This is a genomic window from Paenibacillus sp. J31R30 (genome assembly GCF_059692115.1).
In genome coordinates this window covers 40,428-63,835 of the sequence record NZ_JCAUAV010000004.1, presented here as the reverse complement: position 1 = coordinate 63,835, position 23,408 = coordinate 40,428, and the positions used below count along the sequence as shown (strand labels likewise).

The following is a 23,408-nucleotide window of genomic DNA, read 5'->3' as shown; positions in this document are numbered from 1 at the left end:
CCCGCCAACACCCCTGCCACGTTTCTTTCCAATTTGTGATAAAATAGAAAGAATGATTCATCAACCTCACGCGGAAAGAGATGTTTACGACAATGACAAAGAAAAAAGAAGCAAAGTATATAGCAACGGTTTCACTTGGCGTTATGGGTGCGGGCTTCCTAGCTACGCTGCCAACGGCAGTTTCCTCGACAGTATGGGGGACGTTCCTGCAAGGAGGCTTCGAAGCGGGCGTTGTCGGCGGCTTGGCCGACTGGTTCGCAGTCAGCGCGTTGTTCCGTCATCCGCTTGGCATTCCAATCCCGCACACAGCGCTGCTGCCGAACAACCGGGAGAAGATCACGAAGGCGCTCGTTTCCACTGTGCAGAATGAGCTGCTCTCCAAAGAAACCATTCGGGCGCGGCTGGAACAAATTAAGTTCTTGGAGCGTGGTCTTGAGATTGCAGACAAGCAGTTGGACAATACGTCCCTGCACAAAGGCCTCACAGCGCTTGCCAAGCAAGCGTTAAACGCCATTGACCTTGAGAAATTAACGCCTCTCCTCGCGGAGGAAATTCATAAAGCGCTCCAAGACGTTGACACGAGTCGTCTCGTGCGCACCATCGTGGATAGTATCACGGAAGGCGGCTACGACGGCAAAACCCTGGATTTTGTCCTCGATAAAGCAGCAGCTTGGGTAATCAAAGCAGATACGCGCGATCAATTAGGGGCAATGGCCATCAAGGCGTTCGAAGGCTTGCAGTCCAATGGCTTCATGGCGTTTGCCGTGAATGCGTTTATCGGGATGGTGAACGAGGAGAAAATCGGCGGGATCATTCAGAATTTCGTGCTGTCTTATATCGATCAAATGCGCATGAACAAGCATCCGAAGAGAGAAGCCGTTCTCACTTTTATCCGGAGCGAGCTTCATAAGCTAGAACGCAATCCACAGCTTCTAGCGGAGCTAGAGTCACTGAAAACCAAGCTTCCTGAACTATTTGACCTCGATGAGAAGCTAACACTGATGCTCACCAAATTAAAAGAGAAGGCAGAAGCCTTCATCGATGAGCCAGACTTTGTCCCTCAGCATGTGGTGCCGATTATTCGCAAAATGCTGTTTGCCATCCGCGAGAATCCCGACATGCTGCATCGTGGAGAGGACTGGATTCAAGAGCAGATCGCCTCTTATGTGGAACAAAATCACAGTAAAATCGGTCAACTCGTGAAAGAAAACCTAGACAAACTCGACAACGAGAAGTTAACGGTTTTGATGGAAGAGAAGATCGGCAGCGATTTGCAATGGATTCGAGTAAACGGAGCGATTTGTGGATTTATCATCGGTCTGGGCTTAGCAGGCTTGAAAATGCTATTCTAGCAGTAAACGCGCTCGTCCTTCTAGGACGGGCGGGTTTGTTTATCCTGAGAAGCGACAACGTGGGGGATGAGAGACAGCATGATCGAGATTAAGGGAGTTAGCAAGACGTTCGTGCAGCGCATCGGGGGCAGCTATCAAGCGTTGGATGACATCACATTAACGATAAACAAAGGGGAGTTCGTCTCCCTGCTTGGCCCTTCAGGCTGCGGAAAATCGACGGTTCTGAACCTTGTAGCGGGCTTTGATACACAATTTGAAGGCACCATTCAGGTCAATGGGAAAAAGGTAACAGGCGCTGGGGCAGATCGCGTCGTGGTTTTTCAAGAGCATGGCTTGTTTCCATGGCTGACGGTTCTAGACAATGTCGCCTTCGGCCTGAAGCAGAAGGGGATCGCGAAGAAAGAGCGCCACGAAATGGCGATGGAACAGATCAAGGCCGTGCATTTAAGCCGCTTTGCGGATCGTTATCCGCACGAGCTTTCAGGCGGAATGAAGCAGCGCGCCGCGATTGCCAGAGCCTTAGCGATGGATCCGGAAATTTTGTTGATGGACGAGCCTTTCGCGGCACTAGACGAGCAAACTCGCCTTATTTTGCATAAAGAACTGGAAGAAATATGGATGCGTACGCGCAAAACGATTCTCTTTATTACCCACAATATTCGCGAAGCGGTCATTCTGTCGGATCGGGTTCTGGTGATGTCCACACGTCCCGGCACGATCAAGAAAGAATTCGCTGTGAAGGCCGCGAGGCCACGCGATAGTGCAGATTCCGTGCTCCATCATATGGAGGCGTTGATTATGGACGCGCTGGCGGATGAGCTGGAGAAGGTTGTAAGAGAGGAGACTGGCGATGAGTACAGCATTAAGAAGAACGATTTTTCTGGTACTGCTTCTGATAGCTTGGGAGGCGGGATATAGGATTTTTGGCTGGGGCTGGAAATTCCCTTCCGTTACACAGACGCTGCAAGCCTTCTACGACGGTATCGTACACGGCGAACTGCTGCAAGCAGCGAGTGCAAGTATGCTGCGATTACTGTTTTCCTTTGCACTGTCGCTAGCGATAGGGACAACGTTAGGCTTTCTTTTTGCGCGATATCGCTTACTCGATGATACACTGGGTTTCTTGGTTGTTTCTTTACAAACAATTCCGAGTATTGCTTGGCTGCCTTTTGCCATTATTTGGTTCGGTCTTAACGAATCTTCTGTTATTTTCATAACGACGCTCGGTGCCACATGGACGATGGCGTTGGCTAGCCGTACGGGGATCAAAAATATCCCGCCGATTTATTTGCGTGCCGCCCAGACGATGGGAACGGGAAATGGCTTCAATCTGTTCATCCAAGTGATGATTCCGGCTGCTTTTCCTCATTTGATCAACGGGGTGCGTACCGCATGGGCGTTCGCTTGGCGCGCACTTGTTGCAGGGGAGCTGATCGCGAAGGGCGCTGGGTTAGGTCAGCTTCTGCAAGACGGACGGAATCTCGGCGACACCTCGCTGATGCTATGTATCGTCATTATCATTGCTGTGCTAGGCACGGTTTCGGACCATTTCTGTTTCAAAAAACTAGAAGATAAAGTGCTAGAGCGCTACGGCCTCGCTGGCTCCAAGTCGTAGGGGAGTGAGCGAATGAGAAATCGCTTTAATGTACTTCTGCTGCTTCTGTTCGCTGTTACACTTCTGAGCGCATGCGAGGAGAAATTGACAGCATCAGGTAAGCCGCAGGTTGTTCGGGTCGGTGTGTTCAAAAATGTGACCCATGCCGCAGCCTACATCGCGCTGGAGAAAGGCTATTTTGCCCGTGAATGGGGCGCTGAAGTGAAGATCGAGGTGACCCCCTTCGACAATGGTTCCGATCTATCCATCGCGATGGCGACGGGGGATATCGATGTTGGTTTCGTAGGTCCGGGACCTGCGACGACCTTTTTCCTGAAAAGCGGTAATTTCCGCGTTGTATCTGGCTCTAATAACGGCGGTGCCGTGTTGGTTGCAAGAAATGGAGCAGGCATCCAGACGGTCACTGATTTAATAGATAAAACCATCGCGATTCCCGCCAAGGGGAACACGAATGAAATTTCGCTGCGCTTACTGCTTCAGCAATCAGGTATTTCACTAGGGCGAGGCGCAGATAACGCGCATCTCATCGTTCGTTCACCAGCGGATACTCTGATCTCATTCCGTCAGAAGGAAATCGACGCAGCCCTTGTCCCAGAGCCATGGGGAACTCAGATCGAGAAGGCAGGTCTCGGTAAAGTTGTTGCCGATTGGCAGGCGATCCCGCCAAACCATGGCGACTATCCTACCGTGATCATGGTGGCCAGCGATACCTTTATCGCCAAGCATCGCGACATCGTGAAAGGTGCTATTAAAGCGAACATGGACGGCATTGCATTCATTCAGAACAGTCCTGACCAAGCTTATGATCTGATCAACAATCAGTTGAAGCAATACAGTGGTAAAGGGATGGACAAGAGCTTGATCAAAGCCTCGCTCAGTCGTCTGAAGCTAACCACTGAGGTTGACGTTAAGGTGATGGAAGAGATGGCAAGGGTGTCTATCGGTGCTAGGTATATCAAAGGTATTAAACCAGAGGAGCTGGATCTTAGCCCCTTCGTGGATCTATCCATGCTGACCGAACTGAAAGCTGGTAAATGAGGAAGAGCTCGTCGCATCCGCCTGCAAGGGGATGAAGACGAGCTCTTTGTATTTACACACAGCAGCTAGTTCCCGCCTGAAGCAGCCTGTTGCTCACTTTTTTGCTGCTTATGCGCCTTGGCATCGATGACTTTGCCGCCACTGCTTTTATCCCCTTGTGCCAAAGAGGCATTCATTGCACTGCTTCCCTGGAAGATGCCGCCTTCCTCGATAATGAAGGACCGAACATCAATATTCCCAATTAACACGCCAGAGCTTGTCACGATCAGCTTGCCCTTGGTATAGATATTGCCTTTCACTTTGCCGGCAACGATTACATCGCGCGCGTGGATATTGGATTGTACGACAGCGTTCTCACCAATCGTGATGTCACCGGCGCATTCAATATCACCGTTCATTTGGCCCTCAATCCGAAGACTGGCTTCGGACATAATTTTACCTTCACAGATCGTACTGCCACCAATCAGGGTATCCGTTGTTTTCGCGTCGATCCGTTTCAATTTGGAGCTTCCAATCATTTGCGTTCATCCTTTCGATCTGAAATGAGATAAGGTTTAGGGTCAATCTGGATTCCATTTCTATGAACTTCATAATGAAGATGGGAGCCCGTGCTGCGTCCAGTCGAACCAACGAGACCGATCTGCTGACCTTTTGTTACAGATTCTCCGCGTTTTACGAGCATTTTATTCAAATGCATATACATGGTTTCAATGCCTCGCGTATGATCAACGATGATATAGTTGCCGTACTCGCTATCATAGCCTACAGCGCTTACTTTACCTGCTGCTGTCACATAGACAGGGTCATTGTATTCCCCATCGATATCATATCCGGCATGCATGGAAGGCTTCGCAGTGAAGGGATCAATACGGATACCGAATCCTGAGGTGATGCTGCGCGAGGCAACAGGCCAAATCGTTGGTGTAATACTGCGTAAACGTTCAGCTTCTTTAATTTTGGCTTCTGACTGGCTCAAATTCTCGAGAAGTGCATTAATATCCCCAACTAATGAAAAAAGCCCTTGCTTGGTATTGCTCACGAGGGATGATACGTCATCTGAAGTTACCGTAAGGTCGCTTCCGCCGACATCAAGGTTTGATCCATTCACAGGTGTAGTGCTTGATAATTTTTTGCTTGTCCCGTTTATGCCTTCTGGCTGACTCATGAGCTCTATGACATGATCCAGTTTCTTGATTTCTTCTAGCTTTACTTTAAACTCTTCGGCCTGCTGAGCCAGATCAATCAAATCAATTTGCAGCTGCTCAAGCTCGCTTGTTTTATGTGTAATTTGATCAACCAACTGACGTTCTTGTCCATCGAAAGCCTGCTGCATACTGTTTTGTGTCTGATGAGAATAGGTATTCATGTAGTAAATCGTAACAAAAAAACCAATCAGCACAAGCAGGATCACACTTGGCACAATATAGAGACTACTGTGCGGAAGCTTGAATCTTACGGTATGGCGGTTGGCACCCGGAATGATCATGAAGGTGAGTTCTTTTTTGCCCCAAATGAATTTCAACAGATCCTCCTCCCTTTCCCTTTCCGTAACAATGTCCCCCTTCTTGTTTACGATTGTATTCCATAGTGGGATGAGTCATGCCTATTTTCTCTCAAAATGGGGAAGATGGTAGAATGTAAGTTCAACTTTTCCCTCCTGAATAACGTCAATGAAGTATCAACTACACATGAGAGTGAAGGGAGTAATGGTGATGTTCAAAAGAACTCTGCTGCTGTTAGCAATAACTACCCTTGCCCTAACGGGGTGTAAATCTTCCGGTCAGACAAGCGGAAACGTGACGGTTTCTGAATCACCGATACCGAGTGCGGCGGCCTCGACGACGCCAGCCACTACAACGACGCCTGGAGCGGAGCCCTCATCGGCACCTACGAAAGGCAGCGAAGGATCAACGCCTCCTCCAATGAAAGGCGTTACGGCAATCAGGCTTGCTGATGCGGAGAAAGGCTGGATTGGCGGTAAAGGGTGGATCGCTCGTACCGATGATGGTGGTGGGAAGTGGAAGGTGCAGTATACGGGGGCTGGTGAAATCGGGCAGCTATTTGCCCTGAATGATCAGGAAGCTTGGGCAACTGAAGAAGCTACAGGTAAGCTCTTAAGTACCCATGATGGGGGGGCGCATTGGTCGGCGGTTGGTACTGTTCCGAATCAAGCTTTTCTCCACTTCGTATCGAACCAGGAAGCCTATAGTGGCAATGCCCAGACCGTGGATGGCGGTGTCAAATGGGTGAAGCTTCCAGTACCCGATGGTATCAAAGGGGATGCCTATTTTCATGATCGTAAGAATGGCTGGGCTGTCCGACAGGTGCAGGATAAGATTGAAGTGCTGCGAACGCAGGATGGCGGGCAAAATTGGAAGCCTGTGATGTCACGTCCAACTGTAGCGACATTGACAGGGACCGTCATTAGCTCAGCTGGCGTGGATGACGCGTGGATCGAGCTGATTGGGGAATCGGGGATGACACAAACCTCGTATTCGCTGATCCACACGAAAGACGGCGGGAAGAACTGGCAGACCGTGCTGGTGAACAGCACGGCTGGCGGCGGCCCGGCCCCTGGCTTCCCTAGCGGGGAGAACAAGGGGCCGAAGAACACGGGCTCGAAGCCCGGCCCACTCTACGTCGTGAACAGCGACGTAGCTTTCATGGGCGGCAGCTGCCCGGCGTGCGACAAGCCAAACTCCGTCGGCTGGACGAAGGATGGCGGCAAGACCTGGGTGAACGGCTCGGAGTCGTTCACAGGGTATGGCGAGCTGCTGCTCGGGATGGCAGACGCGAATAGCGGCTGGCTCATCACGAATGATAATGCGCAGCCGAGTGTTATGTACACCACCCGCAACGGTGGTGTGAACTGGAACAAGGTGCATACGTTCGATGCACCTTGATGTAATGGGCCACCGCGGCTGTTTTCGCGCGGTGGCCTTTTTTATGTCAGCCGCACACGAGGGCTGACCACTCGAGTTGCGGAACGAGGATCCGCTATTCTCTTCAAAACGGTCAATTTGCACTCATAACGGAACGTTTGGCCGGTTTCAGACAAATAGGGGAACCACGTTCCGCTTCTACACGATTTGGCCCAATTCAGGGCAAATATCGGAACTACGTTCCGTTTCTCAGCCGAATAGGCCATAGCTTCACTTACTTCGTAGGCGTATCACTTCCGTTTCCATTCCCGTTCGTGCCATTCGTATTTTTTCCGTTAAAGAACGTCGAAGTAAGATCACGCAGCTTCTCCATAAACTTTCCGTATCCATAACCCGTCAGAAAGGCGAGAGAAATACGTGCCGGCATAGAGTCGTCAACCTCGAGAATCATAATCCCGCTCTGGAATAAAATAATCGTAATAATCGCGGAGCCGAAGCAAAGCACGGGCCGCATAAGGTACCAGTAGATCCACTGCGTGGTGAGTTCTTGGTAATGCTCATGAAACATACGCAAGCCGTAGAGTGAACCGCCTAGCGCGCCTGCGAAGCCAAAGATCGCATACTCATGAAAGAGGAGAAAATCAACGCCCATCACTTTTTTCTCGAAGGTAGTGCTGCCGAGCACCGCCATCATCCATAGACTGCCGACAAACCAGATCACTAAATAGCCAAATATAGCCTGCTTGCCGTATCGGTGAATGGGATTCATAACAAAACACCGCCCTCACAATGGTTACTACCATTGTATGAGCGGTGTATTTGATGATGCCTGAATATAGGAACGCTTATCCGACTGCTCGAGATACTCGATGATGGCTGTCGCACAGCTTCTGCCTTCCACATTATAGCCTTCACGGATGTCCGTTCTCCGCTTAGCCAGTTCAGGATATTGCTCTAGCAGCAGCTTGAACCAGTGGTGAATCATCTCGATGGATGTAATGCGTTGTCCGTAGCCATTTTCCTGGAAATAGGAGCAGTTCTTCTCTTCTTGCCCCGGAATTGGACTGTAGAACAGCATAGGGATACCCTTGGCCATCGCCTCGGTACAAGTCATCCCGCCTGGTTTCGTTATCAGCAGATCAGCGATATCCATCAGCTTGCTAATCTCGGTTGTGTAACCAATGAGATGAACATTCGGCTGACGGAAGGCAGCTTCTTCCAGCAGCTGATGACGTGCTTTTTCATTGGTCCCGAGGCAGATGAGGAGCTGAATATCCTTGCTCCAACTCGCTAAGTAGGTCAGTAACTCTTCTTTTTCTTCTTTCTTAAAAACGCCCCAACCGCCGCCCATAACCATGACGGTCGGCATGGCTTTGAGTCCGAATTCCTGGCGTATATGTTCCTTGCTATGCGCTTTGCGGAAGTTAGGGTGAACCGGAATTCCTGTGACTTCAATATGCTTGTCCGGCACGCCGCAGTCGATAAGGCGCTCTTTCACAAGTGGCGTAGATACCAGATATTTGTCGACAGCCGAGTCCATCCAAGTGCCGTGAACGTCATAATCCGTGATCACAGTGAAGAGAGGAACATCAAGTCCCGCGCGCTTGAGCCTGGAGACAATGATGCTTGGAAATGGATGCGTACAGACGATCATATCCGGCTTTAACTGCTTAATGACCGCTTTCGTCTGCGAGTAAAAAATGCGATGCAGCACGAGACTCGCTACGCGGCTCGGCCTTTTGTCATAGTGGTTTCGATAAAGCATACCATACAGTCTAGGTTGTGAAGTCACCGTGCGGCGGTATGCCGAGAAGACCCAAGGTGCTAAGGTAGGATGTAAAAAAGCGCCAAGCTCAATCACGCGTGTAATCATGTCTGATGAAGATTGCCGAAGCTCGCCAGACAGTGCGTGAGCAGCTTGTGTATGACCTTTCCCGAAGCCCTCAGATAATAGCAAAATCCGTTTTTTACGCAAGGAACTCACCTTTCTTTGTAAATACCTTATCAATTGTTTACACAAAAGATTTCGAACATATAAGAAGAATAATGTCTGTTATTTCTAAATTTGAGTGGTTTTCTTTTTGGACGCATAGCATTTGCGGCATACAGGAACGTAGCTTTCGTTCCCGCCGATCTGGATCTGCTCGCCATGGAAAATAGGAACGCCGTCTTTGCAGCGCATATTCATGATGGCTTTTTTATCGCAATACCAACAAACGGTTTTGATTTCCTCAATCGTATCCGCCACAGCCAAAAGTGAGTTGCTGCCTTCGAATAATTGCCCCATGAAATCAGCCCGAAGCCCATAAGCGATAACCGGAATGTCCAGTTCATCGACGACTTCAATTAACTGAGCGACCTGCGCTTTGTTCAAGAACTGAGCTTCATCGACCAGAATACAATTCGGACGCTCGGTCTGCGCGAGGGCGACCATATCCAAATGCTCGTCGACCACGATGGCCCCTTTTTGCATACCAATACGGGAAGCTACCTTACCAACGCCGAAGCGATCGTCCATAACGGAAGTGAGGAGAAGCACCTTTTTACCCTGCTCCTCATAATTATGAGCAACACGTAAGACTTCAATCGATTTACCGCTGTTCATCGTGCCATAACGAAAGTACAATTTAGCCAAGCTGGGACAGTCCCTTCTGCGGATGTAAGATAAGTAAGCTCAAATACATGTGATTTAATTGTGAGAAAACCTCTATCGATGCAACTCGAAGAAGAGCGACCGCGTTCAGAGGAAGGTTTTATCGCCAATAAGAAAGCTATTTTCTGGAACCGAAAATTTATACTTTCTTATGTGGTAAAATAGTATGTCGCGGTCATGCTATCGAGCTCAGCCAGCTTAACGGCGGCTTGAAAGCTAACCTCGGAGGCAAGTTTTTCGCCAATTAATGGTTGTTTTCTGTAGACCTTGCCGATCTTGACTTCGATGCTGCCCGGAACGGGTTCCTGTGTAATTTGAATCCGATGAGGTTCATACATGAGCACATGAATGGTTTCTCTTGCGGTTTCATTGTTACTTTGCAGCAGCTCCTGGATTAATTCGTGATCCATCAGCGCCGGGATACGATCCCGCATGCCCGGGTTGGACTCGCAGTGATGAGCTGTTGCTTTCGCGAGCAGCGCATCCATCGCAAGAAACTGCGGGTGCAGGAAGAGTCGGTGATCTTCTACGATCGCATCGACAAGTGCCGTGGCGGAAGCCTCATTCCCTTCTATGTAGGGGCCGCGTAAGCGAAGTCCTTTGACAAGTTCCGAGGGAGGCAACAGTGTCTTCACCCCAGCATAATACGTGTCGCGAAGGAAGCTATCCAGATGATCGAGTCCTAGAATGGGTGTTTTGTTCGTTAGCGGTGTTTCTTGCTTCAATAGGTCAATAATGGACGGTGGTGAAATACCATGTTTGATCAAAATATCAGCAATGACACCTTGCCCAATCAACTGCTCGGTATGACGGTGATGATTATACCCAAGTGTTCGCTCAACCGCATGGGAGAAGGGCAGGTGCCCGATATCATGGAGCAGCGCCGCAATGCGCAGAAGGGGTTCTTCTGGACAAAAGTGAGCCATGAGTGACCAAACGCCAACCGTATGTTCGAATCGTGAATGTGTAAGTGGTGAAAACAGAGCAGATGCTCCGAAATGATGTAAAAACTTCAGGCGGCGTACCGGCTTTGAGCGGAAAAGCTCAATTTCAACCGGATGGGCTTCTAGCTGCCATTGATAAAGAGGCTCCCTAATCATGCCGTCCCCAAAAGTATGCTGTATACTCAAACAGAGCTCCTCCTAAGATGTGGAATCTGGATGTATGTTCTTGCAGCGGTATTAGCTATCATAGCATGAAACATAGAAAGTTTGCTATCACATGCCAAGCTTGTCGTACTTATATAGGAAACGAAATATATACCCGTGCCTTTACAATATGATTTCGCTGGCGATTCTATTAAAATGTAAACCTTTTCAATATAAATATTTTTAAATTGAACTATAGGAAACCAAGTGTTAATATAATATAAAAAATATTGAGAATATTTCCTCTACTTATTGCGGTTGTAGTCGAAATATGTAGCATTGAATTTTTACTTTTTAGCACTTTAAAGCAGGCGTCTAACAAAGTCCAGTGAAAAACGAGGGAAGAAAGGTTGCACAACATGACTATTAATGGATTACCTCCCAAACAGGGATTGTACGATCCGAGGAATGAGCATGATGCTTGCGGTATAGGCTTTGTGGCCAATATCAAGGGTGTCAAATCTCATGCCATCGTCAAGCAAGCGCTTCGAGTACTTTGCAATTTGGATCATCGCGGCGGGCAAGGTTGTGAACAAAATACGGGAGATGGCGCAGGCATTTTGATGCAGATTCCAGACACGTATTTCCAATCCGCCTGTGTACAAGAGAACATTAAACTTCCAGCGGCAGGCAGCTATGGCGTTGGTATGGTGTATTTGCCTCAGGAATTAGAGGCGCGCCAAGCTTGTGAAAGCACAATTGAGCGAATTGTCAAACAAGAAGGACAGCAATTCCTTGGCTGGAGAACCGTTCCAACAAATAACAGCTCTTTAGGAGATTCGGCGAAATCAGCGGAGCCTTATGTTCGTCAGGTGTTTATCGGCCAAAGCGCGGATACAGCAACGAATCTAGATTTTGAGCGCAAGTTATATATTATTCGTAAACTATCTGAAAACGCTATCAAAACTTCGCATGCCTCATCGCAATTTTACTATTCTAGCTTGTCTAGCAGAACGATTGTTTACAAAGGGATGTTAACACCTGAGCAGGTTGATGCGTATTACGTGGAATTACAAGACGAGAAGGTAGACTCTGCCTTAGCGCTCGTTCACTCCCGTTTCAGTACGAACACCTTCCCAAGCTGGGAACGTGCGCATCCGTACCGCTATTTGATTCATAATGGTGAAATTAATACGCTTCGCGGCAACGTGAACTGGATGCATGCGCGTCAAGCGATGTGTGATTCCGAATTATTTGGTGAAGATTTCAAACGCATTCTTCCTGTTATTGATACCGATGGCTCCGATTCCCAAATGTTTGATAATACACTAGAGTTCCTGATGCTCTCAGGTCGCTCCTTGCCGCATGCGGCCATGATGATGGTGCCAGAGCCTTGGTCCAAGCATGAAAGCATGGATGATGACAAGAAAGCGTTCTACGAGTATCACAGCACCTTGATGGAGCCGTGGGATGGACCTGCTGCGATTGCCTTCACGGATGGCAGTCAAATCGGAGCGATTCTAGATCGGAATGGTTTACGTCCTTCGCGTTACTATGTGACAACGGACGATTTGATCGTGCTTGCTTCTGAAGTAGGCGTATTGGATATCGAGCCTGAGCGCATTTTGTACAAAGACCGTCTGAGACCGGGACGCATGCTGCTTGTGGATACGGTAGAAGGTCGCATCGTGACCGACGAAGAGATCAAGAGCGGCATCGCCAGCGAGCAGCCGTATCGGGATTGGTTGAATGAGCATCTCGTATCCCTTGAGGATCTGGAAGATGCGCCAATTGTACTTGGCTCTGACCATGACACGATTCTTCAGCGTCAGCAAGCTTTCGGCTATACGTTCGAACAACTGCGTAAGACCCTTGAGCCGATGGGCAAAACAGGTGTGGATCCGATCGGTTCCATGGGTACGGATGCTCCGCTTGCGGTGCTTTCAGACCGTCCGCAGCTGCTTTATAACTATTTCAAACAATTATTCGCACAAGTAACGAACCCGCCAATTGATGCGAACTTTGAGGAAATTATTACAGCGCAGGGTACAACGATTGGACCTGAGCGCAATCTGATTAAGCCAGAGCCAGAGAGCTGCCGTCAAATTCGCTTGAAGTCGCCGTTCCTCTCCAACGAAGAGTTGGCGAAGCTGCGTCATATTCAGCGTGATGGCTTCAAAACGGTCACGTTGCCGACGCTGTTCCAAGCAACGGCTGGCACAGCGGGCCTAGAGAGTGCGATGCAAGCTTTGTACAAAGCGGCAGATCAAGCGATTGTGGACGGAGCTACGCTTCTCATTCTGTCTGACCGTGGCGTAGATAGTGTTAGTGCACCGATCCCAGCATTATTAGCGACATCAGGCTTGCATCACCATTTGATCCGTCAAGGTACACGGACGAAGGTTAGCTTGCTCGTAGAGTCTGGTGAACCGCGTGAAGTGCATCATTTTGCCCTGTTGCTCGGCTACGGCGCAGGCGCGATCAACCCTTATCTGGCGTTAGAAGCGTTGGATGACATGATTCAGCGTAAGCAGCTAGTTGGTGTGGATCATGAGAAGGCGGTCTATAACTACATCAAGGCGGTAACGAAGGGTGTAGTCAAAGTGTTAGCGAAAATGGGGATTTCCACCATTCAGAGCTATCGCGGGGCGCAAATTTTCGAAGCGATCGGCTTGAGCCAAGAGCTGGTAGACAGCTACTTCACTTGGACGTATACGCCAGTTGGCGGTATCGGCATTGAAGTGGTCGCGAAGGAAGCCCTTATGCGCCACAGCCGTGCGTTCTCCGAGCAAGAAGGGCGCGACCGTGTACTCGATACAGGCGGAGACTTGCAATGGCGCCGTGACGGGGAAGATCACATTTATACCCCGGAAACTGTGCATGCCCTGCAATCTGCTGTTCGCAGCAACAATTACGGCATGTATAAGAACTTTAGCAAGCTCGTCAAACGTGAAGACGAGAAATATATGGCTTTGCGCGGACTGCTGAGCTTCAAGGCAGGACGCACACCGATTCCGATCGAAGAGGTTGAGCCGATCGAATCGATCTTCAAGCGCTTCAAGACGGGAGCCATGTCCTACGGCTCCATCTCGAAAGAAGCGCACGAAACCATCGCGATTGCGATGAACCGCATCGGCGGCAAGAGCAATACCGGCGAAGGCGGGGAGCATCCGGAACGCTTCACACCGGATGCGAACGGCGATCTTCGCCGCAGTGCCATTAAGCAGGTGGCGTCCGGCCGCTTCGGCGTCACGAGCCATTATCTCGTCAACGCTGACGAGATTCAGATCAAGATGGCGCAGGGCGCGAAGCCAGGCGAAGGCGGTCAGCTTCCGGGAACCAAGGTGTACCCTTGGGTAGCCGAGGTTCGCGGTGTTACGCCAGGCGTAGGCTTGATTTCGCCGCCGCCGCATCACGATATTTATTCGATCGAGGATCTCGCGGAGCTGATCCACGATCTCAAGAATGCCAACCCGCGGGCACGGATCAGCGTTAAGCTGGTATCCGAAGTCGGTGTTGGGACGATCGCTGCCGGCGTAGCCAAAGGGAAAGCGGACGTTGTCCTCATCTCTGGCTACGACGGAGGTACAGGCGCGTCACCGCAGACGAGTATTCGTCACGCGGGACTGCCGTGGGAGCTCGGTCTGGCGGAGACGCATCAGACACTCGTGCTGAACAACCTGCGCAGCCGTATCGTCGTCGAGACAGACGGCAAGCTGATGACAGGGCGCGACGTTGTCGTAGCTGCCCTGCTCGGTGCCGAGGAGTTCGGCTTCGCAACGACACCATTGATTACGATCGGCTGCGTGATGATGCGCGTCTGCCACTTGGACACTTGTCCGGTTGGGGTCGCTACGCAAAATCCGGAGCTTCGTAAGAAATTTGCTGGAGATCCACAGCATGTTGTTAATTTCATGACGTTCATTGCTAACGATGTACGTGAGATGATGGCAGAGCTTGGCTTCCGCACGATCGAAGAAATGGTTGGACGTACCGATATTTTGGAGTCCAAGCAAGCGGTCGAGCACTGGAAAGCCAAAGGCGTCGATCTTTCGCCGCTCTTGCATCAACCAGATATGGGCGAAGAAGTCGGTCGCTTCTGCCAAATGGCGCAGGATCACGGCTTAGATCGCTCCTTGGACATGACGAAGCTGCTTGATATTTGTGAGCCAGCGATTGAGCGCAAAGAACACGTTCACGCGATTCTGCCAATTACGAATGTTAACCGTGTAGTCGGAACGATCGTGGGCAGTGAAGTGACACGCCGTCATGGCGTGGAAGGACTGCCGCATGATACGATTCGTCTTCATTTTGAAGGCTCAGCAGGACAAAGCTTTGGGGCATTCGTTCCGAAGGGGATCACACTTTCCCTCGAGGGAGATGCCAATGACTACGTAGGGAAAGGATTGTCCGGCGGTAAACTGGCCATTTTCCCATCGAGCAAATCCACTTTTGTACCGGAAGAGAACGTCATTATCGGAAATACGGCTTTCTACGGCGCAACAGACGGGGATGCTTACATCCGTGGTATCGCGGGCGAGCGCTTCTGCGTTAGAAACAGTGGTGTGCGCGCCGTTGTTGAGGGTGTTGGCGATCATGGCTGTGAGTACATGACAGGTGGTCGTGTCGTTGTTTTGGGTGCAACAGGACGTAACTTCGCAGCAGGGATGTCAGGCGGTATTGCCTATGTCTTGGATGTGAACGGTGACTTCCAAAGCAAAGTGAATAAAGAGATGGTTTACCTGGAGCAGCTGGAAGAAACGTATGAGATGAATGAGTTGAAAACGATGATCCAGCATCATGCCACATTTACGGATAGCAGCGTTGCCCACCAAGTTATTCAGCACTGGGATGAGTACGTTTGGAAGTTCGTGAAGGTTATACCGAAGGACTACAAACGGATGTTTGATGCTATCGAGAAGGTGAAACGCTCCGGACTTAGCCAACAAGAAGCGGTCATGGTTGCTTTCGAGGCGAATATGAGAGATGTTTCCCGTGTCGGTGGAAACTAACGAAACTCAGGAGGGATTAAACGTAAATGGGTAAACCAACCGGTTTTATAGAACACGCTCGTGAAGTGGCATCCGAAGCTTCTCCTCTGGTCCGAATCGGCCATTGGAAAGAGTTTGCGACACCGCTAACGCAAGATAAATTACAGACACAAGGCTCCCGTTGTATGGATTGCGGGATTCCTTTCTGCCACACAGGGGCATTAATCAGCGGCATGGCCGCTGGTTGCCCGGTCAACAACCTCATTCCGGAATGGAATGATCTCGTGTATCGCGGTCAATGGCGCGAAGCCTTGGATCGTCTCCACAAGACGAATAATTTCCCGGAATTTACGGGTCGTGTATGTCCAGCGCCTTGTGAAGGCTCTTGTACAGTAGGCTTGAAGGACACGCCGGTTACGATTAAAGCAATTGAGAAAGCGATCATCGATAAAGGCTTCGATGAAGGCTGGATCAAGCCTGAACCGCCGGAAACGCGCACAGGGAAGAAGGTTGCGGTTGTTGGTTCAGGTCCGTCCGGACTTGCGGCAGCAGCGCAGCTGAACAAAGCTGGACACTGGGTTACTGTTTTTGAACGGGCAGACCGTATTGGCGGGTTGCTGATGTACGGTATCCCGAACATGAAGCTGGACAAAAAGTATGTCCAACGACGAGTAGATCTGCTTGAAGCTGAAGGCGTGGCGTTCATTACTGGTGCGCATGTCGGCGTGAACTATCCGATTGAGAAGCTGCAAGAGGAATTCGATGCGATCGTCCTATGCGGTGGAGCTACGAAGGGCCGCGATCTTCCGATCGAGGGTCGTGAGCTTGGCGGCGTGCATCTGGCGATGGAATTCCTGAGCAAAAACACGAAGAGCCTGCTTGATTCTGAGCATGCCGATCGTGAATTCATTTCCGCAGAAGGCAAAGACGTTATCGTTATCGGCGGTGGTGACACGGGAACTGACTGCGTAGGTACTTCCATTCGTCATAAATGTAAGAGCGTGACGCAGTTTGAGATCATGCCGAAGTCACCGGAAACACGTCCAGTTAACAACCCATGGCCGGAATGGCCAAAGGTGTTGAAAGTGGACTACGGTCAACAAGAGGCAGCTGCGCTTCAGGGCGAAGATCCGCGTACGTACTTGATCAACACGAAGAAATTCGTTGGGGACGAGAACGGTAACCTGAAGGAGCTGCACACAGTTCTGATCGAGTGGCAGAAGAACGAGAAGGGTGCGTTCGTACCCGTCGAAGTACCAGGCAGCGAGAAGGTATATCCAGCACAGCTGGTTCTGATCGCGATGGGCTTCACGGGACCAGAAAGCACCGTATTAGATCAGCTTGGCGTTGCCAAAGATGAGCGCTCCAATGCGAAGGCCGACTACGGGAAGTTTGCCACGAACGTAGACGGGGTTTTCGCTGCCGGAGACATGCGTCGCGGGCAAAGCCTTGTGGTATGGGCGATTAACGAAGGCCGTGCGGTAGCGCGTGAAGTGGATCGTTTCTTGATGGGATCGTCAAATTTACCATAAGTTAGCTAGTCCAACTGCTTGCAGGTAGACCTTCTACTTGCAGGCAGTTTTTTTGTCACAATGGATGAACAGTGGTCGCTTAGCATGTGATTGAGGAATGAGCTGCTATTTCGGATAGACGGGGGATGAATTCTTATCGAGATAAACGTGAACATTTCCCGAAACTCATGTACAATAAGAAAAAGCGCTGTCCAAGCATGGATGGCAAGATGTACGGGATGGAGGAAAGCTCATGAGGAAGGAAGAATTCTTAACACCAGCGGAAATGCAGGCGCTGCTAGCGGGGAATGATGAGATCTCGGAGGAGCTGAAACACGATGAGCAGCCTGGGGAGCAGGATCTGATTTCTTTGCAAAAGGCTGTGCTGCTTCTTTCTAAGCAGGTAGAAGAACTCCAATTGCAACTTCATGAACAGTTTGAACTCCAGAATAGACAACAGGAACAATTTCTCCGACTCTGCAGGCACCAGCTTGAGAATAAGCTGCATGAGCAGTTAGTCAACACGATCGTTGTCCATCAGCATGTGGCAAGTCCAGAGGATAAGATAGAGCTGCAGAATGCTGTAATAGCTCCAGAGGAAGCCAGTCCCCAAAGGGACATTTTGAATGAAACAACTGAGGTTGAGACCCAGCTGCCGCTCTCCAGAGTAAAGAGTTATAGCAAAATTCGCAAAAGAAAAAAGGGCTTTCTCGAGAAGCTCTTCGAATAGCGTACACAAAGACCGCTTCTTCAGAGATGAAGAGCGGTCTTTGTGTTTAAGAAAACACGGAATCTGGTTAAGAAAGGGAAATAGGGTACGCTATTTGTGTTCATTCGGGCTGAATGCATTCTATTGCGGAACTAGGGGGCTCTATGTAGAGATAAACACTTATGAAAACACATAATTTACCTAAATAGTGCCCTGTAGTTCCCTTTCGGGCAGGAAATCGGCCGTATTTGCCTAAATAGCGCCCCCAAGTTCCCCTTAGGTCGAATTATCGAAACGCAACCTACAGCATCCCTTCCTCATGCGCTTTCTTCGATGCCTGAACCCGGTCCCGAACGTCCATCTTCGAATAGATGTTGGAGATATAGTTCTTCACAGTGCCTTCGGACAAAAAAAGCTTCTCGGCGATTTCACGGTTGTTGAGTCCGTCGGCGATGCTGTGGAGCACCTGCAGTTCACGCTCGCTGAGCCCGTAGGTGTCTGCACGAACACTCACTTCCTTATCTTCTGTCGAAGAAGCACTTCCACTCTTATCTGCCCCGTCACGCGCTTGCTGAACGAGCATCTTAGCGATGTCATGCGGAATTAAGGTGCCGCCTTGATGGACCCATTTAATCCCAGTAGCGAGGTCTTTCGGATGAATTGCTTTTAGCAGGTAGCCTTCTGCTCCAGCACTAAGCGCGTCTACAACGTAGCCAATTTCCTGGAAGGTCGTCAAAATAACGACGCGGATGTTCGGCCAGGCGATTTTGATTTGGCGAGTGGCTTCAACGCCATCCATGATCGGCATATGAATGTCCATGAGAACGACATCAGGCTGCACCTCTTCGCATAGCTTGACAGCGACATGTCCGTTCTCGGCTAAACCAACGACGTCAATGTCAGGGTCCATACCAAGCACGATGTGCAAGCTTTCACGTATTAAATCCTGATCATCCACCAGGAGCAGTTTGAGCGGAGCTTGGTTTACAGTCATAAGAAATCCTCCTCACAGCGATTAAAAGGTTGGAAAACGTTTTACGGGAATGAAACAATGGACCACGGTCCCTTGCTCAGGTAGGGAACGTACTTGCAAAGTACCTTGCAGCGCGGTTATCCGTTCCTGCATCGCAGTAATACCGAAGCCTACTTTCAGCTGCTCCGTGCCAATGCCATTATCTTCAATGCGAAGGGAGATTTGATCCTCGGCATAGGTTAGCACAATGTCGATAGAAGTGGCTTTCCCATGGCGCTTGGCATTCGTCAATGATTCCTGCAGACAGCGTATTAACGAAAGCTTGGTCTGTTTAGGAATCTCGAATTCATCACTAACCGTCGTGAAGTGAATCTGAGTTCCGGTGTGCAAAGCAAACTCATTCGAAAGACGGGATAGCTGCTGGGACAGCAGCATATCTCCCTCCTGGGGAACCATCTGATGGATGCTGCGTCGTACTTCTTCTAGGCCACCTCTAGTCACATTACGCAGGACGTCGAGTTTTTGCTTAGCCTTTTCTGGCGAAACTTCAATGAGATACGATACGGCATCCATGCCCATAATGACGGATGTAAAGGTATGTCCAACCGTATCATGCAGTTCACGGGCCATCCGATTACGCTCTTCAACTAACGTAAGCTGCTCAATCTGATTAGCGTACTGCTCAAGGACGTTATTTTGCTCATGAATCAAATGGTACTGACGTTGGTTCTCCCCTAGCAGCTTCTCAGTCTTCTCATTGGAGGTGACAGCACGTTGTAAGCTTAGCCCAATTGCGAAGAAGAGGACGGCATTCAGGATAAAACTAAATAATTGCCCAACGCCCATGTCACTGTGCAGCAAAAAAAAGTAAGTCGTAGGCATTCCTAGCATGAAGATGGGGGCGGTCCACCAGGCATTTTTTCGGTCGGTAAGGAATCCAATGACCATAATTGGGCAATTAATGGTAAGTAGGGCGTCTTGCTCCATCCAGGCCAAATAAATTTGCAGGGGGATACCGGTCAACAGAACGGCAATGGGATACCCTGTCGGATTAATATAGCGGGGGCGCCAGAATAAGAAAGGGACCCCATAGGACAGTAAAATGGCCAATATGGTTAACAGGATGTGGGAGAAGGTCTGTTCATAGATGTGAAGGCAGCTATACAGCAAACCAAGCAGTGCTGCACCAGTCAATACGATGAACAGTGACCACTCTACACCATGCCAAGGTCTTCTTTGGATCATAGATGAGGTGCTCCTTTTACGCACGGGTCTTTTCATTCCATTGTACATAAAATTAGGAAAAAGCCATAGTGAGCACAGTCATATGACTCAATTACACTAGGCATGACAGCATCAATAGGGTAGGATTGGATTATATTGGATGAGGAGAAAGGGAGAGGATGTCGCATGTCAGCATCGCAAGAGGCGCTTAAGCCCATCGTGCAGGTAGATCATATTTCCAAACGCATCGGCTCCAAGACCATTATTGATAAGTTAAGCTTCGATGTGCCGCGCGGCGAAGTGTTCGGATTTCTCGGGCCGAATGGCGCGGGTAAAACAACAACCATCCGCATGATGGTTGGATTAATGTCGATCACGGAAGGGGATATACGCGTTGGCGGGTATTCCATTCGGACACATTTTGAACAGGCGATTCGTCATATTGGGGCGATTGTAGAAAATCCAGAAATGTATAAATTTCTAAGCGGTTATAAGAATTTGGTGCATTATGCCAGAATGATTCCAGGGATTGAAGAGGATCGGATTGCGGAGGTGATCGACCTTGTTGGGATGACGAATCGCATTCATGACAAGGTGAAAACTTACTCCCTGGGGATGCGGCAACGGTTAGGTATCGCGCAGGCGCTACTACATAAGCCTTCGGTCCTGATTCTGGACGAGCCCACGAATGGGTTGGATCCTGCCGGCATACGGGAACTTCGCGATCATTTGCGTAAACTTACCCGTGATGAGGGGATTTCAGTTATCGTTTCTTCTCACTTGTTAGCAGAGATGGAGCTTATGTGTGACCGTGTTGCCATTATTCAGAATGGAAAATTAGTCGACGTCAGACTGATAAAAGAATATGTGCATGAAGATGGGAAGCAGCGGATTTTCTTCGAGGTAGAGTCGCTTGAACAAGCGCTCCAGTTAGCTTCCGCACAAGGCCAAGCCGTGGAAGTGATTGAGGAGTTCCTCGTCATGGAACTAGACAAACAAGAAACCGCAGCATGGAATAGGCGATTTGTCGAGTCAGGGATTGCCGTATACGGAATCCGCAAAACAGCGAAGTCGCTGGAAGATCAATTTTTGGAAATGACGGGAAGTGATCCTATTGCTTAATCTCATCAAGAATGAACATATGAAAATTTACAATCGGCTTCGAACATGGATATTAGTGATCTTGTTAATTGTTATTGTCGTGCTCACTGGCGTGTTATCTCATTCCGATAATAACCAAAATGATAGCTGGAAAACAAGGGCCACAGAGACTATCGAGCACAATAAGACAGAGCTGGCGAATCCTGATATTCCAGAAAATTTTAAGAAGCAGATGCGGGAAGATAGTGCTCTTCAGCAATACATGCTGGATCACAATTATCCCCCTATTGATCACACGCTGTGGGGTGGCATGCTCACCGCTTCTGGATTGATCATCCTGGTTACACTCTTCACGGTCATTATTGCCGGAGATATGGTAGCTGGGGAGTTTACCTGGGGAACCATCAAGCTGCTGCTCATACGTCCTGCTAGTCGGTCGAAGATCTTATTGTCGAAGTACCTGACAACGCTGCTTTTTGCAGCTACGCTATTGGTCATCTTGTTCATCACTGCCTTGATTGTGAACGGCTTCTTGTATGGTTTTGAACGATTGAGTCTTCCACATCTGACCGTGAATGCCGCAGGTCAGGTGCAGGAGAAGAGTATGCTGTTCTATGTATTTGCGACCTATGGACTTAAATTAATTGAGCTTGTTATGATCGTTACGCTTGCTTTTATGATATCGACAGTGTTTCGCAGCGCTTCACTTGCGATCGGCCTCAGCATTTTCATCATGTTCGCAGGGCAAGTGATTACGTTATTGTTCATGCGATATACGTGGGGCAAATATTTCTTATTCGCGAATACCGACCTCACGCCGTATCTGGAGGATAGGCCATTAGCGGAAGGCATGACGATGGGCTTCTCCATCACGGTGCTCGTTTGCTATTTCTTATTGTTCAATGTACTTTCCTGGGAAATATTCCGTAGACGCGATGTCGCGGCGTGACAACAAAAGAACGATCCTGCCGGTTCAGCTTTCACCGGAGGATCGTTCTTCTTATTTCTGTATATACGATTGGATCGTTTCGGGCACTTCCAGAAGCGACGGCAGCTGGTAAAACGCACCCTTCGGCGTGACATCAATCGTTCCATTGTTAAATACCCAATCATCAACAACGGGAATGTGAATCGCATGGATACCTGCATGCAGTGCTGGCAGGACATCTGTTGTGATCGAGTTTCCGATCATCCACGTATGTTGGCGGTCAAAGCGCTGTTCGTGCATCAACGTATTCATGAACTCACGCGTCTTGTGTACTGTAACGAAGATACGATCCTGGAAGAATTCATCGAGGCCTACATCCTTGATTTTCTTCATTTGGATGGAAACGTCTCCGCCCGTATATAGAAACAAGTTGTGGCCAGCTTGTTGCAGGTTGTGAAGGGTCTCGTTCATCAACGGATAAGGCTCTACTGTGTAACTATAGACCGTGTGTCCGAGCTGCATGAGCCAGTCCGTTTCTTTGGCACTAACAGGACGGTTGTAGTGCTGTGCGAACCATTGATACGTCTCAACGAACGATTGTGGAAACCGTTCCGGCATAAAGCCGTGGATTTGAATGCCAGCAAGGTCGATATCCAACTGCTTTTTCTTAATATCCTGCTTAGTCAGCCCATGTCCGGAGTACCAAGTTAGCATCAGATCAACGAACTGATCAATCACAAAGTCAAAATACTTATTGCAATGCACCAACGTGTCATCTAGATCAAATAGGATGGATTGTTCTCTCATAGTTCCCATGTCTCCTATATCAGTTAGAAATGAATTTCCAACTAGTATATCATGCGCCTAGCGTAAGTCCTAGCGGTATGGAGTTACATGGCAACTGTATTGCCTTTGTACATGCTCTCAGGTGCAGCAACAGGCCTATTTCCTGTCTCAGGCTCGTTAGTAGGTGCGGGCACAGCAACGGTTGATTTGGTATCCATTTTGCTGCTGCCTTGAAATACGCCGCCTTCCTCAATGATGAATGAGGCTGCGCTAATATTGCCATGCAGGGACCCCGTAGAGGTAATGGTCAATTTGCCTTTGGTCGTAATATTCCCATGCACGCTTCCAGCCAGAACGACATCTCGCGCTGCGATATTGGATTTCACGACACCGTGCTCGCCAATAATTACATCGCCAGCGCAATCGATATCTCCCGTAATTCCGCCCTCAATGCGAATGCTTGCCTCGGATTTAATACGGCCTTCGAAGTTGGTTCCCTCACCAATTAACGTATCGGTTGTATTAGGATTCATGAGGCTTTTCGTCTTTTTGAACAT

The 23,408-nt window shown here is 49.3% G+C and carries 20 protein-coding genes; 10 read left to right on the top strand and 10 right to left on the bottom strand.

What is annotated here, in order from left to right:
• The first annotated feature begins 92 nt into the window (after positions 1–92).
• The 4 genes from AC58QO_RS17245 (at position 93) to AC58QO_RS17230 (ending at position 4,005) form a co-directional block, all read left to right on the top strand.
• Entirely contained in the window at positions 93–1,352 is a 1,260-nt protein-coding gene (locus AC58QO_RS17245) for a DUF445 domain-containing protein (RefSeq protein WP_497267620.1), read from the top strand.
• 78 nt (positions 1,353–1,430) lie between these two features.
• On the top strand, positions 1,431–2,270 hold the full coding sequence (locus AC58QO_RS17240; RefSeq protein WP_497267618.1) for an ABC transporter ATP-binding protein: 840 nt from the start codon (positions 1,431–1,433) through the stop codon (positions 2,268–2,270).
• Positions 2,203–2,967, top strand: a complete 765-nt coding sequence (locus AC58QO_RS17235) for an ABC transporter permease (RefSeq protein ID WP_497267617.1) — start codon at positions 2,203–2,205, stop codon at positions 2,965–2,967. Before AC58QO_RS17240 ends, AC58QO_RS17235 begins: the two co-directional genes overlap by 68 nt.
• A 12-nt stretch (positions 2,968–2,979) precedes the next feature.
• Positions 2,980–4,005, top strand: a complete 1,026-nt coding sequence (locus AC58QO_RS17230; RefSeq protein WP_497267615.1) for an ABC transporter substrate-binding protein — start codon at positions 2,980–2,982, stop codon at positions 4,003–4,005.
• Positions 4,006–4,070: 65 nt separating this feature from the next.
• On the opposite strand, the gene AC58QO_RS17225 is transcribed toward AC58QO_RS17230, so the two are convergent.
• The gene (locus tag AC58QO_RS17225) at positions 4,071–4,523 is read right to left on the bottom strand and encodes a bactofilin family protein (protein ID WP_497267613.1); all 453 of its coding nucleotides are present in this window, start codon (positions 4,521–4,523) and stop codon (positions 4,071–4,073) included.
• Entirely contained in the window at positions 4,520–5,527 is a 1,008-nt protein-coding gene (locus tag AC58QO_RS17220; protein ID WP_497267611.1) for a peptidoglycan DD-metalloendopeptidase family protein, read from the bottom strand. Before AC58QO_RS17220 ends, AC58QO_RS17225 begins: the two co-directional genes overlap by 4 nt.
• A gap of 190 nt (positions 5,528–5,717) precedes the next feature.
• Between AC58QO_RS17220 and AC58QO_RS17215 the strand changes: the two genes are divergently transcribed.
• The gene (locus AC58QO_RS17215; RefSeq protein ID WP_497267609.1) at positions 5,718–6,908 is read left to right on the top strand and encodes a WD40/YVTN/BNR-like repeat-containing protein; all 1,191 of its coding nucleotides are present in this window, start codon (positions 5,718–5,720) and stop codon (positions 6,906–6,908) included.
• Between the two features lie 253 nt (positions 6,909–7,161).
• On the opposite strand, the gene AC58QO_RS17210 is transcribed toward AC58QO_RS17215, so the two are convergent.
• From AC58QO_RS17210 to AC58QO_RS17195, 4 genes are all read right to left on the bottom strand, one after another.
• The gene (locus AC58QO_RS17210) at positions 7,162–7,656 is read right to left on the bottom strand and encodes a hypothetical protein (RefSeq protein WP_497267607.1); all 495 of its coding nucleotides are present in this window, start codon (positions 7,654–7,656) and stop codon (positions 7,162–7,164) included.
• Positions 7,657–7,683: 27 nt separating this feature from the next.
• The gene (locus AC58QO_RS17205) at positions 7,684–8,862 is read right to left on the bottom strand and encodes an MGDG synthase family glycosyltransferase (protein WP_497267605.1); all 1,179 of its coding nucleotides are present in this window, start codon (positions 8,860–8,862) and stop codon (positions 7,684–7,686) included.
• An 84-nt stretch (positions 8,863–8,946) separates the two neighbouring features.
• The gene (locus tag AC58QO_RS17200) at positions 8,947–9,522 is read right to left on the bottom strand and encodes a thymidine kinase (RefSeq protein WP_497267603.1); all 576 of its coding nucleotides are present in this window, start codon (positions 9,520–9,522) and stop codon (positions 8,947–8,949) included.
• A gap of 167 nt (positions 9,523–9,689) precedes the next feature.
• Positions 9,690–10,670, bottom strand: coding sequence for an HD domain-containing protein (locus AC58QO_RS17195; RefSeq protein WP_497267601.1), 981 nt, complete (start codon positions 10,668–10,670; stop codon positions 9,690–9,692).
• Between the two features lie 377 nt (positions 10,671–11,047).
• On the opposite strand from AC58QO_RS17195, the gene gltB reads away from it, so the two are divergent.
• From gltB to AC58QO_RS17180, 3 genes are all read left to right on the top strand, one after another.
• Positions 11,048–15,640, top strand: a complete 4,593-nt coding sequence (gene gltB, locus AC58QO_RS17190; protein WP_497267599.1) for a glutamate synthase large subunit — start codon at positions 11,048–11,050, stop codon at positions 15,638–15,640.
• Positions 15,641–15,666: 26 nt separating this feature from the next.
• Positions 15,667–17,151 (top strand): glutamate synthase subunit beta, encoded by a 1,485-nt coding sequence (locus AC58QO_RS17185; RefSeq protein WP_497267598.1) that lies wholly within the window; start codon positions 15,667–15,669, stop codon positions 17,149–17,151.
• Between the two features lie 232 nt (positions 17,152–17,383).
• The gene (locus AC58QO_RS17180; protein WP_497267596.1) at positions 17,384–17,860 is read left to right on the top strand and encodes a hypothetical protein; all 477 of its coding nucleotides are present in this window, start codon (positions 17,384–17,386) and stop codon (positions 17,858–17,860) included.
• Between the two features lie 280 nt (positions 17,861–18,140).
• Here the strand turns inward: AC58QO_RS17180 and AC58QO_RS17175 are convergent, their stop codons facing one another.
• A complete protein-coding gene (locus AC58QO_RS17175) occupies positions 18,141–18,833 on the bottom strand; it encodes a response regulator (RefSeq protein ID WP_497267594.1) in 693 nt (230 codons plus the stop codon).
• Between the two features lie 21 nt (positions 18,834–18,854).
• Positions 18,855–20,057 (bottom strand): sensor histidine kinase, encoded by a 1,203-nt coding sequence (locus AC58QO_RS17170; RefSeq protein WP_497267592.1) that lies wholly within the window; start codon positions 20,055–20,057, stop codon positions 18,855–18,857.
• Between the two features lie 165 nt (positions 20,058–20,222).
• Between AC58QO_RS17170 and AC58QO_RS17165 the strand changes: the two genes are divergently transcribed.
• Both AC58QO_RS17165 and AC58QO_RS17160 read left to right on the top strand, forming a co-directional pair.
• Positions 20,223–21,158: an ABC transporter ATP-binding protein gene (locus tag AC58QO_RS17165; RefSeq protein WP_497267590.1), complete on the top strand. Its 936-nt coding sequence runs from the start codon at positions 20,223–20,225 to the stop codon at positions 21,156–21,158.
• Positions 21,151–22,086, top strand: coding sequence for an ABC transporter permease (locus AC58QO_RS17160; protein WP_497267588.1), 936 nt, complete (start codon positions 21,151–21,153; stop codon positions 22,084–22,086). Before AC58QO_RS17165 ends, AC58QO_RS17160 begins: the two co-directional genes overlap by 8 nt.
• Before the next feature lie 51 nt (positions 22,087–22,137).
• Here the strand turns inward: AC58QO_RS17160 and AC58QO_RS17155 are convergent, their stop codons facing one another.
• Positions 22,138–22,872, bottom strand: coding sequence for an HAD family hydrolase (locus AC58QO_RS17155; protein ID WP_497267586.1), 735 nt, complete (start codon positions 22,870–22,872; stop codon positions 22,138–22,140).
• An 83-nt stretch (positions 22,873–22,955) separates the two neighbouring features.
• The gene (locus tag AC58QO_RS17150; protein ID WP_497267584.1) at positions 22,956–23,408 is read right to left on the bottom strand and encodes a bactofilin family protein; all 453 of its coding nucleotides are present in this window, start codon (positions 23,406–23,408) and stop codon (positions 22,956–22,958) included.